A 14704-nucleotide genomic window follows, 5' to 3' on the forward strand; every position below is an offset into this window, starting at 1 on the left:
ATCCGAGGGAATAGGCTCAGGCCGCGAGACGCTGGCCGCGCAAGCCTTCCATGATCGTACGGTTGAGCGAGATCAGCTCCCCGATCGACTCGCGCCCGGCGACGACGTCGCTGGTGAAGCGTTCGACCCACAGGCCTAGGGAAATGATCTGCGCGCGCAGCTCGCGCGGCAGGCCGTTGCCCGTCGCGCCGCAATCGGTGACGAAGGCCGACCACATCTCGCGGTTGCGATGGAGCGGCGGCATTATCATCGCGCCCTTCAATCCGGCGGTTTCGGCGTCCATCATCTCGCCGGTGATCTCGCTCATCAGCCGGAATTCGGCCGAGCGCGGCGTTTCCGCCCGGCTTCGGGCGGTCTGGTAGGCAGTGAGAGTCATGCGGGCTCCTTTGCAGACTCTTCATTCTAGGAAGATTTCGCCGAGCTGGCCCTCGCCCTCCCTATAAGAATCATGCGTCCACCGATGCAGGGCGAATTTTCAGGGAAACTGCATTGGCCGCCTGAGCAAAAACACGCCGCACCGCAACGCAGCCCGCCAATCCGTCCTATAATTCTGGAAACACCAGAGAAAGAAGTGCGGCACCGTCATGCTGAACGGCGTAGGTTTCCTCATTATCCTGAGCTGCGTCTTCGGCAGCTTCGTGATCTCGGGCGGCAAGTTCGAGATCATCGCACACGCGTTGCCGCATGAGATGATGGCGATCGCCGGCGCGGCGATCGGCGCCTTCATCGTCTCCAATTCGATGGCGACGGTGAAGAAGGCCGGCGGCGGCATCATGCGCGCATTCAGGGGCGGCCGCTGGAAGGCGCAGGACTATAAGGACCTGCTCACTTTGCTGTTCAGCGTCCTCTCCATTTTCCGCAAAAGCGGCGCCACCGCGCTGGAACCGCATCTCGACGCTCCCGAGGAGAGCGACCTCTTCAAGCCGTATCCACGGCTGCTGAAGGATCACCATCTGATCGAGTTCATCTGCGACTATCTGCGGATGATGACGGTCAATTTCGAGGATCCGCATCAGCTCGAAGCCGCGATGGACGCGGACATCGAAAGGCATCACCACGAAGAAGCCGGTCCGCAGCACGCGCTGCAGATCATGGCCGACGGCCTGCCCGCATTGGGCATCGTCGCCGCCGTGCTCGGCGTCATCAAGACGATGGGCTCGATCGATCAGCCGACCGAGATCCTCGGCGCGATGATCGGCGGCGCGCTGGTCGGCACCTTCCTCGGCGTGCTCCTCGCTTACTGCGTGGTGGGGCCGCTCGCCGCCAAGCTGATGGAAACGATCGAGGCGGACTCGAAACCCTTCTTCATCGCGAAGACCGCGATCGTCGCCTACGCCCAGAACCAGCCCGTGCAGGTCGCGATCGAGATCGCCCGGCGCATGACCCCTCGGCCTATGCGCCGAGCTTCCAGCAACTCGAAACTGCACTCGACGAGGCGAAAAATGGACTCAACCCTGCAACTGCCTGAGGTGGATGACCGCTCGCTGCGGCTGCCGGCGCACGGCACCACCATCACGGCGGAAGACCTGCGCGTCCGCTTCGTCCTCGCCGCCGATCTCGACGACACGATCGAAGTCGATGCGTCAGAGGTCGAGAGCGTCGGTCAGGCCGTGCTCCAGCTCCTCGTCGCCGCGCGCGCCGAGGCTGCGGCCAACGGCCAGGGCTTCCGCATCGCCAATCCCAGCCAAGCCTTTGTCAATCGCGTGACCAGCTGCCGTCTGGCGGACGCGATCGGCCTCGATACCGGAGACGTTCTGTGAGCAAGTTGATCCTTACCGTCGATGACTCGGCGAGCATGCGCATGCTGCTCAAGACGTCGCTGACCGCGCAGGGCTATCGCATCGAGAGCGCCAATGACGGCCAGCACGGCCTCGAGCGCATGCACGAGGTTAAGCCCGATTTGCTGATCACCGACATCAACATGCCGAAGATGGACGGTTTCGAACTGATCGAGGCGGTCCGCGCCGAGAGCCAGTTCCGCGGCACCCCGATCCTCGTCCTCTCGACCGAATTCTCGGATGAGAAGAAGGCGCGCGCCCGCTCGGCCGGCGCCACCGGCTGGATCACCAAGCCCTTCGAATCGACCAAGCTGGGAGCGGCGATCCGCCGCGTCTGCCCGTGAGCGACGAACTCGACGAAATCCAGGCGATCTTCTTCGAAGAATGCACTGAGGGTCTCACCACCGCCGAGCAGGGCCTTTCGGCGATGCAGGCCGGCGACGTCTCTGCCGAGACGATCGCCGGCGTGTTTCGTGCGGTCCACTCGATCAAGGGCGGCGCCGGCGCGTTCGGCCATGCCGATCTGACGGCGTTCGCGCACAAGTTCGAGAATGTGCTCGACGAGGTTCGCGCGGGCAAGATCGCCCCGACCCCCGGCGTCGTGAAGGTGATGCTGAGCTCGTTCGACGTGCTCTCGGATCACGTCGAGACCGCCAAGGGCCTCGCACCCCGTCCCAACGACGCCGCCGCGCTCGCCGCACTCGAAAAGGTGCTCGCCGACAAGGGTGCGGAAGGCGGCGCTCCCGCCCCGGCCGCCCCTGCGCCTGCGCCCGTCGCCGCTGCGCCTGTAGTGCCGGCCGATGACGAATTCGGCTTCACGCCCGTCGCCTTCTCGCTCGACGATTTCGATACCCCCGCCGCACCCGCAGCGGAAACGGCGAGCTGGACGATCCGCTTCAAGCCGTCGCGCGCGGCGCTCGCCAATGCCGGTGAGCCGCTGCTCCTCATCCGCGAGCTCGAGACGCTCGGCGCGACGATCGAATCGGTCGACGTCTCCGACGTGCCGCCGCTGCGCGATCTCGATCCCGAGAATGCCTATCTCACCTGGGTGCTCAGCATGCCTGGCGACGTTCCGCAGAACGACATCGACGACTGCTTCGATTTCGTCGCGCCGGATTCGTTGATCGAAGTGACACGCAACGAAGTCGCGGCCCCTGCCCCGGCTTTCGAGCCCATTCCGGCACCCGAGTTCGAGCCGATCGTCGAGGACTTCATCCCGTTCGTGCCGGTCATGGCGTCGATCGAGGATCTGACCGCGCAGGTTCAGCAGGTCGTGGCCGATCTCGCCGCGACGCCGATGACGCCGACCCCGGCACCCGTGATCCCGAGCGAGAGCGCGGCGCCCAAGCCTGCCGGCGAGGCGGCGCAGACGATCCGCGTCGACCTGTCGAAGCTCGATCTGCTGCTCAACCTCGTCGGCGAGCTGGTGATCCGCAACTCGATCCTCGCCGACCGGCTGTCGCCCGCCGACCGCCAACGCGTCGAACTGCCCGAGCTGGCGCGCCTCACGCGCCAGATCCAGGACAATGTCATGTCGCTGCGCGCGCAGCCGATCAAGCAGGCCTTCAGCCGGGTGCCGCGCATGCTGCGCGATCTCTCGGTCGAGACCGGCAAGCAGATCGAGCTCGAGACAGTCGGCGAGACCACCGAAGTCGACAAGGGCGTGATCGAGAAGATCGGTGACCCGCTCACCCACATGATCCGCAACGCCGCCGATCACGGTCTGGAAAGCACCGAAGAGCGCATCGCCGCGGGCAAGTCGCCCGCCGGCACGATCAAGCTCTCGGCCGAGCAGAAGGGCGCCCGCATCTTCGTCCGCGTCCAGGACAATGGCCGCGGCATCAACCGCGAACGCGTCAAGGCCAAGGCGATCGAAAAGGGCATCATCTCGGCCGATGCGGTCCTCTCGAATGAAGAGATCGATCAGCTGATCTGCGCGCCCGGCTTCTCGACCGCCGAGACGATCTCGAACATCTCGGGTCGTGGCGTCGGCATGGACGTGGTGCGTTCGAACGTGGAAGCGCTCGGCGGCCGCGTCGAGATCCACTCGGTCCCCGGCGAAGGCACGACCTTCACGATGATCCTGCCGCTGACGCTCGCGATCCTCGACGGCATGATCGTCCGCCTCGCCAGCCAGCGCTTCGTCCTGCCGCTCGCGCATGTGCTCGAGACCGTCCAGCCCGAGCCGGGCCAGGTCAAGCGCACCTCGCCCGACACCGAAGTGATCGACATGCGCGGCGAATATGTCCCCGTGAAGCGCGCGACCGAGATCTTCGGCCTCAACGACGATCGTCTCGTCGAGGACTCGCTGGTCGTCATCGTCGAGAGCGAACACGGCAAGGTCGGCCTCGTCGTCGATACGATCGACGACCGCCGCGAAGTGGTGATCAAGAGCCTCGACCAGAATCTCCACCCGATCCGCGGCCTCGGCGGCGCCACCATCCTCGGTGACGGCTCGATCGCGCTCATCCTCGACATCGAGGCGCTCGTCGCCTCCGCCAACCGCTACACCCCCAAAGGACTGGCCGCATGACCACCAAGACTGAAACCGCGAGCGACTGCAAGATCGTCACCTTCACGCTCGGCAAGCAGACCTTCGGGATCGACATGGGTGCGCTCATCGAGATCCGCGAATGGGACGAGCCCACGCCGCTGCCCAACGTTCCGACCTTCATCAAGGGCGTGAGCAATCTGCGCGGCAACGTCATCCCGGTCGTCGGGCTCGCCGAGCGGCTGGGCTGGGAACCGAGCGCGATTCATGCGCGCTCGTGCATCCTTGTCGTCAGCATCGCGGGCAAGCAGGCGGGCTTCCTCGTCGACGAAGTCAACGACATCGTCGGGATCACGCGCAGCGAGATCCAGCCGGCCCCCGACGTCGAGACGATCGAAGCCAGCGTGATCGACGGGCTGGTGCGCATCACCACCCGCGCCAAGGACGGCACCCGCGACGAGAACGGCACGATGGTGCTGCTGCTCGATCTCGAGGCGCTGAGCCTGACCAGGCATCTGGACATGGCAGCGTGAGCCCCGCCGGGGGCGCCGCGGCGCTCGCCGGCGGCAATGCGATGGCTGCGGCGAATGCGGAGCTGATGCCCCGCGATTTCGCCGCGATCGCCGCGATCATGCACAGCGACGCCCGGATCGAACTGAGCGAAGCCAAGACCACGCTGGTCCAGTCCCGCCTCGCGCGGCGGCTGCGCGAACATGGCCTCGCCCGCTTCTCGGAATATGTCGCACTGGTCCAGTCGGATGCGCAGGAACGGCATGCGATGGTGGTCGCGCTGACCACCAACCACACGCATTTCTTCCGCGAGCCGCATCACTTCGATCATTTCCGCGAGCACGTCCTGCCGGTGCTCAAGCGCAAACAGGGTCCGGTGCGGATCTGGTCGGCGGGCTGCTCTTCGGGGAAGAGGTCTATACGATCGCGATGTGCCTGCTGGGGCCGGACCGCACCTCGGCGACCTGGCTGCGCAGTGCCGATGTCCGCTTGCTGGCGACCGATATCGCGCCGCATGTCGTCGAATCCGTGGCGCGCGGTTTCTACGCGGAGAATGTCGCGTCGGGCGTTCCTGAACCGTATCACAGCGCCTGGATGCGGCCCGCGCCGGGCGGGTTCGTGGTGGCCGAGGAAGCCCGCCGATTGGTCACCGCGCGGGTTTTGAACCTGTTCGAGAAATGGCCGCTAAAAGCCCAGTATGACGTGATCTTCTGCCGCAACGTGATGATCTATTTCGGCGATCCCGCGAAGGAGGAGCTGGAAGAACGTTTCGTCAACCAGCTCGCGCAGGGCGGCCACCTCTATATCGGCCATTCCGAGCGGCTGATCGGTCCGGCGGCCAGCCGGATGAAGTCCTGCGGCCACACCATTTACGCCAAGCCGGAGATCCGGGGATGAGACCGGTACGTACCCTGATCGTCGACGACAGCGCGTCGATGCGAGCGACGCTGAAGCGCATGCTTTCGGCCGATCCCGAGATCGAAGTCGTCGGCATGGCGCCCGAGCCGTTCGCGGCACGCGACATGATCAAGACGCTCAACCCCGACGTGTTGACGCTCGACGTCGAGATGCCGGGGATGGATGGCCTGTCCTTCCTCGAGCGCATCATGCGCCTCCGGCCGATGCCGGTGGTGATGTGCTCGACGCTCACCGCACGCGGCGCCGAAGTGACGATCGAGGCGCTGCGTCTCGGCGCGGTTGATTATGTCACCAAGCCTTCGGGCACACCCGAGGATATCGAGCGCGACGCCACTCTGCTGTGCGAGAAGGTCAAGACCGCCGCACGCTCGATCGCCCGCGCCGGCCCGACCCGCCTGCCCCAGCAGCCCAGCGTCGCCGGCGGCGCGACCGGCAAGCTGATCGCGATCGGATCGTCGACCGGCGGCGTCGAGGCGCTGTTCTCGCTGTTGCCCGCCTTGCCCGCCGACTGCCCGCCGGTGCTGATCGTCCAGCATATGCCGTCGAGCTTCACCCGCAGCTTCGCCCAGCGGCTCGACGCCGAATGCAGCGTCAGGGTCGTGGAAGCTACGGAAGGCGCAACGGTGCAGCCGGGAACCGTCTATATTGCACCTGGGGGCGACACGCACATGGAGCTCTCCGGCGGCATCGCCGGGCGCATCAAGCTGCGTACCGGTGATCTCGTCACCGGACATCGGCCCTCGGTCGACGTGCTGTTCCGTTCGGTGGTGCCGCTGGGCGCCGCGGCGGTGGGCGCGATCCTGACCGGAATGGGTCAGGACGGTGCGGAGGGTCTGCTGGCGATGCGTCGGGCCGGTGCCCGCACGCTCGGCCAGAGCCGCGACACCTGCGTCGTGTGGGGCATGCCCCGCGCGGCGAAGGAACTCGGCGCGGTCGAGAAGGAAGTTGGTTTGTCTGCCATGCCTGAGGCGATCCTCAAGGCATGCCGTGAGAAGGTTGGGAGCGTCTGATGCCTGCTGCTGCAGCAATCAAGGTGATGGTCGTGGACGACCAGACCAGCATGCGTGCGATGATCCGTCGCGCGCTGCAGGATCTGGGCTTCAAGGACGTGCGCGACAAGCCGAGCGCGCCCGAGGCGCTGTCGGCGATCAAGGCCGATCGCGTCCACCTCGTCATCTCGGACTTCAACATGCCCGAGATGGACGGACTTCAGTTCCTCGAGGCGGTGCGCACCGATCCCGTCATCGGCAAGACCGTCTTCATCATGCTGACCGGCTCGGCCGACAAGGAGATCGTCCAGAAAGCCGCCGCGCTCGGCGTCAACAACTATGTCGTCAAACCCTTCGCGCCGGCAGCGCTCAAGGAGAAGATCGAGCGCGTGTTCGGCGAGCTGACCTGATGCGGCGCGTGTCGATCGTCCAGGGCGAGAATGCGATCGTGGTGGAGCCGGGCGTCGTCGTATCGACGCTGCTCGGCAGCTGCGTCGCCGCATGCCTCTACGATCCTGTCGCCAAAGTGGGTGGAATGAACCACTTCCTCCTCGGCGAGCCCGGCGCGGATCACCGCGTCTCGGCGGGCGACATGCAGCGCTACGGCGTCCATGCCATGGAGCTTCTGATCAACGGGATGATGGCGAAGGGCGCCCTGCGCCATCGCCTGCGCGCGCATCTTTACGGCGGTGCCAACATCGTCTCGGGCCTCGGTTCGATCGGCTCCTCGAACGCGGCGTTCGCGCACCGTTTCATGCAGACCGAAGGCATCGAGGTCGCGCACAGCGACGTCGGCGGCACTTCGGCGCGCAAGATCGAATTCCTTCCCCATGAGGGCCGCAGCCGCTGCACCAAGGTCGCGGACCGCGTCCCCGATCGCCCCCGTCCCCGTTTCGCTGCCGCCCGCCGGCGGAGACCTGGAGCTGTTCTGATGTCGTGCCTGCCCGTTCCCCAGCCTGTTTCGATCGAGCCGATGCCCGGCTACGATCCCTATTCGGCTGCGCTCCACGGTGTGATGGCGGGCGAGCTGCGCGAAATGCGCGACATGCTCGAGCGGCTGGCCGAAGTGCTCGTCGCCGACCCGCACTTCGCTGCCTGTCATATCGAGCAGCTTCAGTCGTTCGACTATCTGATCCAGCACGCCGATGAATGCATGAACCTGCTGGAGCGGATCGCCGCGGGCGAGGATCTGCTTGGTGCGATCGGCCAGGTCCGTCTGGGCGCGGTGCAGGATCGCCTACGCGTCGCGCTGCAGGGCTGCTGACATGGCGAGCATCCCCAACGGCCGTCCCATCGTCATCAAGAGGGTCAAGAAGGTCGCCGGCCGCCATCACGGCGGCGCATGGAAGGTCGCCTATGCCGATTTCGTGACCGCGATGATGGCGTTCTTCATGCTGCTCTGGCTGATCTCCAATCCCGACAAGGAGCGGCTGAAGGGCCTGGCCCAATATTTCACGCCGACCGTGGGTGAGACGTCTCCGGCGACACCGCTTCAGGGTGCGTCCGACGGCGCGGGCGGACGCTCGCGCAAGAACTCGACCGACGACAGCCAGGCACAGGGCACCCCCACCAGCGAGGCTGCCGTGGCCGGCGCCGCGCGCGGCGGCACGGCGAGCATCCCCGACGCCTCGATGCGCGTGCTCGCCTCCGAACTGCAGATCGCACTCGATCCTCCCACGCAGGATTCGGCGAAGCGCAACGTGAAGATCGATCCGAGCCGCGACGGCGTGCGCATCACGCTGATGGATACCGACCGGCAATCGATGTTCCGCTCCAACACCGCCGAGCTCAATGCCTATGCCCGCGGGATGCTGGCGAAGGTCGCGGCTAAGGTCGGCACTTCAGGCGCGCAGATCGCGATCGAGGGTCATACCGACGGCACCGGCGGCCAGAGCGACGCCAATTGGCGCCTGTCGGGCGAGCGCGCGCTCGCCGCACGCTCGGCGCTGATCCGATCGGGCCTGACACCCGATCGCTTCGCCGAGGTGGTCGCGATGGGCGCCACCCGGCCGGTCTATCCGGACCAGCCCGATCGCGCCGAGAACCGCCGCATCACGATCGTGCTCAAGGCCGAAGCCTCGGCGCTCCCCAGCGATTCCAGCTTCAAGTTCTGAGGCAGAGACAATGAAGAAGACCCTGTTTCTGCTAGCTATTCTCCTCGCAGGCCTCGGCCTCGGCGGCGGCGCCGCATACGCAACCGTGCTGCTGCTCGGCCCCAGGGCACCCGCGGCCGGCGCGCATGCCCCGGTCGAGCCGAGCTTCGTCGATGCCGGCAAGATCCTCGCACCGCTCGTCTTCGCCGACGGGCGCCTGTCGGGCTATGTCCAGTTCCAGGTCCAGCTCGTAGTGCCTGCGGACAAGGCCGAATTCGTGGCGGCCCGGCTGCCGCTGCTGCTCCACGCGATCAACATGCGCACCTATCGCACGCCGATGGCGGCGGGTCCCGACGGCCTCATCCCCGATATCGAGACCTTCCGGAAGGTCGTCATGGCCGCCGCGCCCGAAGCGTTCGGCGCCGGCGTGCTGCGGAAAGTCGCCGTCACCCAGGCCAACCCGGCATGATCCGGACGATATTCCACCACGACGAGGAGGACAGCCGTGCACCTGACCCCGATCGAGGCCGCGGCGGGCCTCGCGCTCGACCGCGCGCCGCGCACCGTGACCACCTTGCTGGTCGGCAAGCTGACGTGCCGCGGCACGATCGAGCATCTCTGCCGCGTCCGCAACATCTCGATGGGCGGCATGATGCTCGAGACGCATTATACGCTCGGCTACGGCAATTGGGTGACCGTCGAATTGCGCAGCGGCGATCGGCTGCAGGGCAGCGTCGTCTGGAGCAGCGAAGGCCGCGCGGGCGTCGAATTCGCCCGGCCGATCGACGTCGACTATATCCTCGCCCAGGCCAAGGCCGGGCTCGACCGCTTCAATGGCACGGCACCGCGCGCGCCACGCTTCGACGTCACCTGCGCCGCACGGATCAGCTGCTTCGGCCGCCATATCGACGTAGAGCTCGAGAACATCTCGCAGAGCGGCGCCCGCATCGTCCTGCCCAAGCCGCCGCGCGAGGATACCGAGATCATCCTCTCGGTCCCCGGCCTCCCTCGCGCCGCTGCACGACGCGCTGGTCGAGCGAGAACAAGGCCGGCCTGATCTTCCTCGAGCCGATCTCGTACAACGACCTCGCGCCGTGGCTCGAGCATTGCAACCTGGATAGCTGAGGTCCCAACGGATTCCCCTCCCTGCAAGGGAGGGGTTAGGGTGGGTAAGAAAAGGCCGGGCTCGATGCCCGGCCTTTTCTTTCTCCGGCCGTGGTGAAGGGCTCGCTTCGCTCGCACCCACCCCCAGCCCCTCCCTTGCAGGGAGGGGAGAAGACTAAAATATTGGACGAGCAATCTCGCTACGTCGCGAAGCTCTTCACCAGCGACCCCGCCACCAGCGCCCAGCCATCGACCAGCACGAAGAAGATCACCTTCATCGGCAGGGATATCGTCGGTGGCGGCAGCATCATCATGCCCATCGCCATCAGCACCGCGGATACCGCGAGATCGATCACGAGGAACGGCAGCAGCAACAGGAACCCGATCTCGAAGGCGCGGCGCAGCTCGGAGATCATGAACGCCGGCGCCAGCGTGGTCAGCGGCGTCTCGGCGCGGGTCGGGATCTGCTTCTGCGCCAGATCGGCGAACAGCTTGAGATCGCTGTCGCGCACCTGGCCCAGCATGAACTTGCGGAACGGCTCGGCGGTCTTCTCGAACGCGACCTGCTCGGTGATCTTGCCCTTGGTATAGGGGTCGACGCCCTCGTTCCACGCCTTCTCGAAAGTCGGCGCCATCACGAAGAAGCTCAGGAACAGCGCCAGGCTGATGATCACCGGATTGGGCGGCACGCCGGGCGCGCCGATGCCGGTGCGCAGCAGCGACAGCGCCACCACCATACGCGTAAAGCTGGTGATCGTCATCAACAGCCCCGGCGCGAGACTGAGCACGGTCAGCATCAGCACCAGCTGGATCGCCTTGGCCGAGAGCTGGCCCTCGCCCGCTGCGCCGGCGGCGCCTCCGAGATTGATGGTCGTGCCGCCGGCCGCCTGCGCGTGCGCCGCCACCGGCAGCAGCACGAGCGCGGCGCCGGCCGCGATCAGGAATTTACGCATTGAGCGCCTCGCGCACCGCGGCGCGGTTCCAGCGCTTGGTGTCGCGCGGACGGCGGGTGCGTTTGCGGGGCGTGGACGCGGGCAGCTCGACGAGCGTCGCGTCGACGGACGACGGATCGGTCGGCTCGTCGTCGAGATCATCGTCATTGGCGCCGCGGACCGCAGCGATCTTCGCGCGCGAGAGATCGACGAGCTTGCCGAAGCTGCCGGCAAAGGCCGCGAGATCGGCCTGGAAATCGGCGGGCGCCGCCTGCTCGGGCGCCTTGGCGGCGACGGGTTCGGGCGCGACGATGCCGGTCTCGAGCGTCACATGGCCTTCGGGACCGATCAGGATGAGGTGCTCGCAACCGTCGCGGCGGATCAGCGCGACCGAGCGCTTGGCGTCGACCGCCAACCGCTCGACCAGCTCGACGCGCTTACGTGCCGAGCCCGAGACGCGGCCCGGCAGCTTGATGTCGTACCGGCGGACCACCCAGAGCGCCCCGGCGAGCATGCCGAGCACGACGCCGAGCGCACCCACGGTGCGGATCATCGACAGGATATCCATCAGTTGCGCGACTTCTTCACGAGATCGGAGATTTCGAGCGACATCTGGTCGCCGTCGACGAGGATGCGGCCCTTGGCCACCAGCTCGCCGTTTACATAGACCAGGCTCGGATCGTCCTGGCCGCAATCGAGCGGGATCATCGCCCCGCGGCTCATCTTGAGCATCTGCCGGATCGGCACTTCGGCCGAGCCGAGCACGATGGACAGGTCGATCATAATATCGTCGAGTACGGACATGCGCGCCCCTTTCTGGCTTTCTTATAGGAAGCTTTGTCCGGCCCCCGGCGCATGACCCGGCAAATTTTGCCTAGGTCCATTTTTTCCGCCTCCCAAACCCGCGCCCGGCAAGAATTGCCTATTATGAGGGAAACGGCCGCTCGGCCTGCACTGGAGCTTGACCCAATGGACTTGAAGGCATCGCTCGGCGTCTCGGAATCGGGGCTTCGCGCCCAGTCGCTCCGGATGCGCGTGATCGCGGAGAACCTGGCCAACCAGGACTCGGTAGCGCAGACCCCGGGCGGCGATCCCTATCGCCGCCGCGTCGCGAGCTTCAAGGCCGAGGTCGATCGCGCCACCGGCGCCACCGGCGTCAAGGTCAACGGCATCGAGACCGACAAGTCGGATTTCACCCGCGTCTACCAGCCGGGCCATCCGGCCGCGGACAAGGAAGGCTATGTGCTCAAGCCCAACGTCAACGGCCTTGTCGAGAGCGCCGACATGAAGGCCGCGCAGCGTAGCTACGAAGCCAATCTCAATGCCATCGAGGCCGCCAAGAGCCTGACGATGCGCACCATCGACCTTCTCAAATAAGGGAAAAATCGCATGTCAATCGGAGCACTTGATGCGGCCTCTGCCTATGGCAAGGTCGCAGGGATCGGCGGCGCCCTCGGCAAATCGCCCGCCGGCAAGACCGACGGCGCTTCGGGCTTCGGCTCGATGGTCGAGGATCTCGTCACCGGTACCGCGCAGCAGATGCGCACCGCCGAACAGGCTTCGGCGATGCAGGTTGCCGGCAAGGGCGATCTGATCGACGTCGTCACTGCGATCGGCGCCGCCGAGACCGCGCTCGACACGATGGTCGCCGTCCGCGACCGCGTGGTCAGCGCCTATACCGACATCATGCGGATGCAGATCTGACGCATGTCGCCGAGTGAGGTCATCCAGCTTGCCGAGGCGGCGTTGCTGCTCGTGCTCACCGTGGTGGGCCCGCTGCTGCTGACCTCGCTGATCGTCGGCACCGTCATCGGCCTGCTCCAGGCGCTGACCCAGATCCAGGAGACCACGCTCACCTTCGTGCCGAAGCTGCTCGCGATGGGTCTCGTCTTCCTGCTGATGCTGCCGACCATGGGCCAGGCGCTGTCGGGCTTCATGGCCAAGATCAGCGACCTGATCATCACCGGATGATCCTGCCGCCCGATCTCGAACTGCAGGTCTCGGCCTTCTTCATCGTGTTCGCCCGGGTGGGCGCGGTGTTGATGCTGCTGCCGGTGTTCGGCGAGGATACGATCCCCGGCCGCATCCGGCTGATGATCGCCTTCGCCATGTCGTCCGCGCTCTACGCCGCACTCGGCGAGCCCGCGCGGATCGCGCTGCAGAACGGCGCGGTGCTTCCCGCCGTGATCGTCACCGAGCTGATGACCGGGCTCGCAATGGGCATGATCGTCAAGATCCTGTTCTTCGCGATCTCGATGGCGGGATCGATCGTCAGCATGCAGGTCGGCCTGTCCTCCGCCGTGATCTTCGATCCGGCCCAATCGGGGCAGGCCCCGTTGCTCTCCAAGTTCGTCGGCATCGCCGCCGCCTTGGTGTGCATGGGCATGCAGGTCCATCATCTCTGGCTCGGCGCGATCATCCACAGCTATCAGAGCTTCCCAATCGGCGGCCTGCCCCCGATGCAGGATTTCGCCCAGCTCGCCATCGCCGCCGTCGGCCGCTCGATGACGCTCGGCATCAGCCTCGCCGCGCCGCTGATCGTCTATGGCATCGTCTTCAACGTCGCGCTCGGCCTGTCCGCGCGCATCGCACCGGCGATCCAGGTCTTCTTCATCGCCCAGCCGCTCAACCTGCTGCTCGGGCTCAGCCTGTTCGCCGCGACCGTCGGCACCATGCTCACCGTGTTCGCTACCGCGATGGGTGACGCGATGCAGGGAGGCTGGTGATGGCGGGCGATACGGACCAGGAAGACAAGACAGAATCCCCGACAGACAAGAAGCTCGAGGACGCCCGCAAACGCGGCGAAGTGCCGATGGCCCCCGAGATGAAGCACGCCGCGATGTTCGTCGCGGCGCTCGTCGTGATGGGCGGGCTCGGTACGTACACGATGCAGAGGATGGGATCGCTGTTCGTGCGCCTGTGGGGCAGCGCCGATGATTTCCGCATGGAACCTGCCGGCGCACAGGATTTCGCCACCGGCATTTTCGGGGCGATCTTCACTACCCTCACGCCGATCCTCGTTGCCCTGTTCGGCTTCGCGTTGCTCGGCGGGTTCCTGCAGGGCCGCCCGATGCTCTCGGCCAGCCGGATCAAGCCCAAATGGTCGAAGCTCAATCCGGTGACCGGGTTCATGCGCACCTTCAGCAAGCAATCGCTGGTCGAATTCGCCAAGACGCTCGCCAAGCTCTGCCTCGTCGTCGGCATCGGCGCGTGGATCGCCTGGCCGCATGCCGCGACGATCGACCGGCTCGTCGGCGCCGACATGGTCGCGATGGGCACGGCCACGCACGACATCGTCTGGGCGATGCTGGTGCCGATCGCGATGCTGGTCGGTGCGCTGGCGGTGTTCGACTTCGCCTGGCAGCGCTTCTCGTTCCTCAAGCGGATGCGGATGACCAAGCAGGAGATCAAGGACGAGTACAAGCAGTCCGAGGGCGATCCCAAGATCAAGGGCAAGATCCGCCAGCTCCAGATGCAGCGCGCCAAGGGCCGGATGATGGCGAACGTGCCCAAGGCCAGCGTGATCATCACCAACCCGACGCACTATGCGGTCGCGCTCCAGTACGATCACGGCGCGATGAACGCCCCGGTGGTGGTCGCCAAGGGCGTCGACAATGTCGCGCTCAAGATCCGCGAGATCGCCGGCGAGCATAATATCCCGCTGGTCGAGAACCGCCCCTCGCCCGCGCGCTCTACGCCTCGGCCGAGATCGACCACCCGATCCCCGTCGAACACTATGCCGCGGTGGCCGAAGTGATCAGCTACGTGCTCAAGATCGCCAAGACGCGGCGCTAGGCCGTATCGGCACTCGGATTCCCCTCCCTGCAAGGGAGGGAGCGATCGGATCGAAATGCGCCCCGCGCATTTCTGAACCGCGCGGGGCGCGGTT

The 14704-nt window shown here is 66.1% G+C and carries 18 protein-coding genes and 4 pseudogenes; 18 read left to right on the forward strand and 4 right to left on the reverse strand.

From position 1 onward, the window contains the following. Window positions 1–16 precede the first annotated feature (16 nt). The gene (gene flaF, locus PIB19_RS09000; protein ID WP_271240527.1) at window positions 17–376 is read right to left on the reverse strand and encodes a flagellar biosynthesis regulator FlaF; all 360 of its coding nucleotides are present in this window, start codon (window positions 374–376) and stop codon (window positions 17–19) included. 208 nt (window positions 377–584) lie between these two features. Here flaF and motA point away from each other — a divergent pair. The 13 genes and pseudogenes from motA to PIB19_RS09065 all read left to right on the forward strand — a co-directional run bounded on the left by motA (window position 585) and on the right by PIB19_RS09065 (window position 9836). Beyond that, a pseudogene (gene motA / locus PIB19_RS09005) lies at window positions 585–1468 on the forward strand (flagellar motor stator protein MotA). Beyond that, window positions 1443–1760: an STAS domain-containing protein gene (locus PIB19_RS09010; protein ID WP_271240528.1), complete on the forward strand. Its 318-nt coding sequence runs from the start codon at window positions 1443–1445 to the stop codon at window positions 1758–1760. The pseudogene motA and the gene PIB19_RS09010 overlap by 26 nt, the downstream one beginning before the upstream one ends. Continuing rightward, complete coding sequence (locus PIB19_RS09015) at window positions 1757–2122, forward strand: response regulator (RefSeq protein WP_271240529.1); 366 nt, start codon at window positions 1757–1759, stop codon at window positions 2120–2122. Before PIB19_RS09010 ends, PIB19_RS09015 begins: the two co-directional genes overlap by 4 nt. Beyond that, on the forward strand, window positions 2119–4311 hold the full coding sequence (locus PIB19_RS09020; RefSeq protein WP_271240530.1) for a chemotaxis protein CheA: 2193 nt from the start codon (window positions 2119–2121) through the stop codon (window positions 4309–4311). Before PIB19_RS09015 ends, PIB19_RS09020 begins: the two co-directional genes overlap by 4 nt. Further along, window positions 4308–4802, forward strand: a complete 495-nt coding sequence (locus PIB19_RS09025; RefSeq protein WP_271240531.1) for a chemotaxis protein CheW — start codon at window positions 4308–4310, stop codon at window positions 4800–4802. Before PIB19_RS09020 ends, PIB19_RS09025 begins: the two co-directional genes overlap by 4 nt. Before the next feature lie 41 nt (window positions 4803–4843). Next, window positions 4844–5676 (forward strand): annotated as a pseudogene (locus tag PIB19_RS09030) (CheR family methyltransferase). After that, the gene (locus PIB19_RS09035) at window positions 5673–6707 is read left to right on the forward strand and encodes a protein-glutamate methylesterase/protein-glutamine glutaminase (RefSeq protein ID WP_271240532.1); all 1035 of its coding nucleotides are present in this window, start codon (window positions 5673–5675) and stop codon (window positions 6705–6707) included. The pseudogene PIB19_RS09030 and the gene PIB19_RS09035 overlap by 4 nt, the downstream one beginning before the upstream one ends. Next, window positions 6707–7096, forward strand: coding sequence for a response regulator (locus PIB19_RS09040; RefSeq protein WP_271240533.1), 390 nt, complete (start codon window positions 6707–6709; stop codon window positions 7094–7096). Before PIB19_RS09035 ends, PIB19_RS09040 begins: the two co-directional genes overlap by 1 nt. Then, a pseudogene (locus tag PIB19_RS09045) lies at window positions 7096–7618 on the forward strand (chemotaxis protein CheD). The gene PIB19_RS09040 and the pseudogene PIB19_RS09045 overlap by 1 nt, the downstream one beginning before the upstream one ends. Next, window positions 7618–7950 (forward strand): hypothetical protein, encoded by a 333-nt coding sequence (locus tag PIB19_RS09050; RefSeq protein ID WP_271240534.1) that lies wholly within the window; start codon window positions 7618–7620, stop codon window positions 7948–7950. Before PIB19_RS09045 ends, PIB19_RS09050 begins: the two are co-directional and overlap by 1 nt. 1 nt (window position 7951) lies before the next feature. After that, window positions 7952–8800, forward strand: a complete 849-nt coding sequence (locus PIB19_RS09055; protein WP_271240535.1) for a flagellar motor protein MotB — start codon at window positions 7952–7954, stop codon at window positions 8798–8800. A gap of 10 nt (window positions 8801–8810) precedes the next feature. Then, window positions 8811–9248, forward strand: a complete 438-nt coding sequence (locus tag PIB19_RS09060; protein WP_271240536.1) for a hypothetical protein — start codon at window positions 8811–8813, stop codon at window positions 9246–9248. Between the two features lie 36 nt (window positions 9249–9284). Next, on the forward strand, window positions 9285–9836 hold the full coding sequence (locus tag PIB19_RS09065; RefSeq protein ID WP_271240537.1) for a PilZ domain-containing protein: 552 nt from the start codon (window positions 9285–9287) through the stop codon (window positions 9834–9836). Window positions 9837–10083: 247 nt separating this feature from the next. Here PIB19_RS09065 and fliP read toward each other — a convergent pair whose 3' ends face one another. From fliP to PIB19_RS09080, 3 genes are read right to left on the reverse strand one after another with little or no spacing between them, the layout of a single operon-like run. Then, complete coding sequence (gene fliP, locus PIB19_RS09070; protein WP_271240538.1) at window positions 10084–10836, reverse strand: flagellar type III secretion system pore protein FliP; 753 nt, start codon at window positions 10834–10836, stop codon at window positions 10084–10086. Then, window positions 10829–11383, reverse strand: coding sequence for a FliO/MopB family protein (locus PIB19_RS09075; RefSeq protein WP_271240539.1), 555 nt, complete (start codon window positions 11381–11383; stop codon window positions 10829–10831). The genes fliP and PIB19_RS09075 overlap by 8 nt, the downstream gene beginning before the upstream one ends. Beyond that, window positions 11383–11619, reverse strand: coding sequence for a FliM/FliN family flagellar motor switch protein (locus PIB19_RS09080; RefSeq protein ID WP_271240540.1), 237 nt, complete (start codon window positions 11617–11619; stop codon window positions 11383–11385). Before PIB19_RS09080 ends, PIB19_RS09075 begins: the two co-directional genes overlap by 1 nt. 165 nt (window positions 11620–11784) lie before the next feature. On the opposite strand from PIB19_RS09080, the gene flgC reads away from it, so the two are divergent. From flgC to flhB, 5 genes and pseudogenes are all read left to right on the forward strand, one after another. Beyond that, window positions 11785–12192, forward strand: coding sequence for a flagellar basal body rod protein FlgC (gene flgC, locus PIB19_RS09085; RefSeq protein WP_025560637.1), 408 nt, complete (start codon window positions 11785–11787; stop codon window positions 12190–12192). A 12-nt stretch (window positions 12193–12204) separates the two neighbouring features. Continuing rightward, window positions 12205–12519, forward strand: a complete 315-nt coding sequence (locus PIB19_RS09090; RefSeq protein ID WP_271240541.1) for a flagellar hook-basal body complex protein FliE — start codon at window positions 12205–12207, stop codon at window positions 12517–12519. Window positions 12520–12522: 3 nt separating this feature from the next. Beyond that, on the forward strand, window positions 12523–12786 hold the full coding sequence (locus tag PIB19_RS09095) for a flagellar biosynthetic protein FliQ (RefSeq protein WP_025560639.1): 264 nt from the start codon (window positions 12523–12525) through the stop codon (window positions 12784–12786). Beyond that, window positions 12783–13541, forward strand: coding sequence for a flagellar biosynthetic protein FliR (gene fliR, locus PIB19_RS09100; protein ID WP_271240542.1), 759 nt, complete (start codon window positions 12783–12785; stop codon window positions 13539–13541). Before PIB19_RS09095 ends, fliR begins: the two co-directional genes overlap by 4 nt. Continuing rightward, window positions 13541–14610, forward strand: a pseudogene (gene flhB, locus PIB19_RS09105) (flagellar biosynthesis protein FlhB). Before fliR ends, flhB begins: the two are co-directional and overlap by 1 nt. The last annotated feature ends 94 nt before the right edge of the window (window positions 14611–14704 follow it).

Origin of the sequence: Sphingomonas sp. 7/4-4 (assembly GCF_027941955.1) — a bacterium.
GTDB lineage: Bacteria > Pseudomonadota > Alphaproteobacteria > Sphingomonadales > Sphingomonadaceae > Sphingomonas.

Bases quoted from the DNA above. Each gene is read 5' to 3' on its own strand.
- fliR (WP_271240542.1), top strand. From the start codon at position 12,783: ATGATCCTGCCGCCCGATCTCGAACTGCAGGTCTCGGCCTTCTTCATC.
- PIB19_RS09055 (WP_271240535.1), top strand. From the start codon at position 7,952: ATGGCGAGCATCCCCAACGGCCGTCCCATCGTCATCAAGAGGGTCAAG.
- PIB19_RS09075 (WP_271240539.1), bottom strand. From the start codon at position 11,383: ATGGATATCCTGTCGATGATCCGCACCGTGGGTGCGCTCGGCGTCGTG.
- PIB19_RS09060 (WP_271240536.1), top strand. From the start codon at position 8,811: ATGAAGAAGACCCTGTTTCTGCTAGCTATTCTCCTCGCAGGCCTCGGC.
- PIB19_RS09080 (WP_271240540.1), bottom strand. From the start codon at position 11,619: ATGTCCGTACTCGACGATATTATGATCGACCTGTCCATCGTGCTCGGC.
- PIB19_RS09095 (WP_025560639.1), top strand. From the start codon at position 12,523: ATGTCGCCGAGTGAGGTCATCCAGCTTGCCGAGGCGGCGTTGCTGCTC.
- PIB19_RS09090 (WP_271240541.1), top strand. From the start codon at position 12,205: ATGTCAATCGGAGCACTTGATGCGGCCTCTGCCTATGGCAAGGTCGCA.
- PIB19_RS09040 (WP_271240533.1), top strand. From the start codon at position 6,707: ATGCCTGCTGCTGCAGCAATCAAGGTGATGGTCGTGGACGACCAGACC.
- PIB19_RS09010 (WP_271240528.1), top strand. From the start codon at position 1,443: ATGGACTCAACCCTGCAACTGCCTGAGGTGGATGACCGCTCGCTGCGG.
- PIB19_RS09050 (WP_271240534.1), top strand. From the start codon at position 7,618: ATGTCGTGCCTGCCCGTTCCCCAGCCTGTTTCGATCGAGCCGATGCCC.
- flgC (WP_025560637.1), top strand. From the start codon at position 11,785: ATGGACTTGAAGGCATCGCTCGGCGTCTCGGAATCGGGGCTTCGCGCC.
- flaF (WP_271240527.1), bottom strand. From the start codon at position 376: ATGACTCTCACTGCCTACCAGACCGCCCGAAGCCGGGCGGAAACGCCG.
- PIB19_RS09025 (WP_271240531.1), top strand. From the start codon at position 4,308: ATGACCACCAAGACTGAAACCGCGAGCGACTGCAAGATCGTCACCTTC.
- fliP (WP_271240538.1), bottom strand. From the start codon at position 10,836: ATGCGTAAATTCCTGATCGCGGCCGGCGCCGCGCTCGTGCTGCTGCCG.
- PIB19_RS09035 (WP_271240532.1), top strand. From the start codon at position 5,673: ATGAGACCGGTACGTACCCTGATCGTCGACGACAGCGCGTCGATGCGA.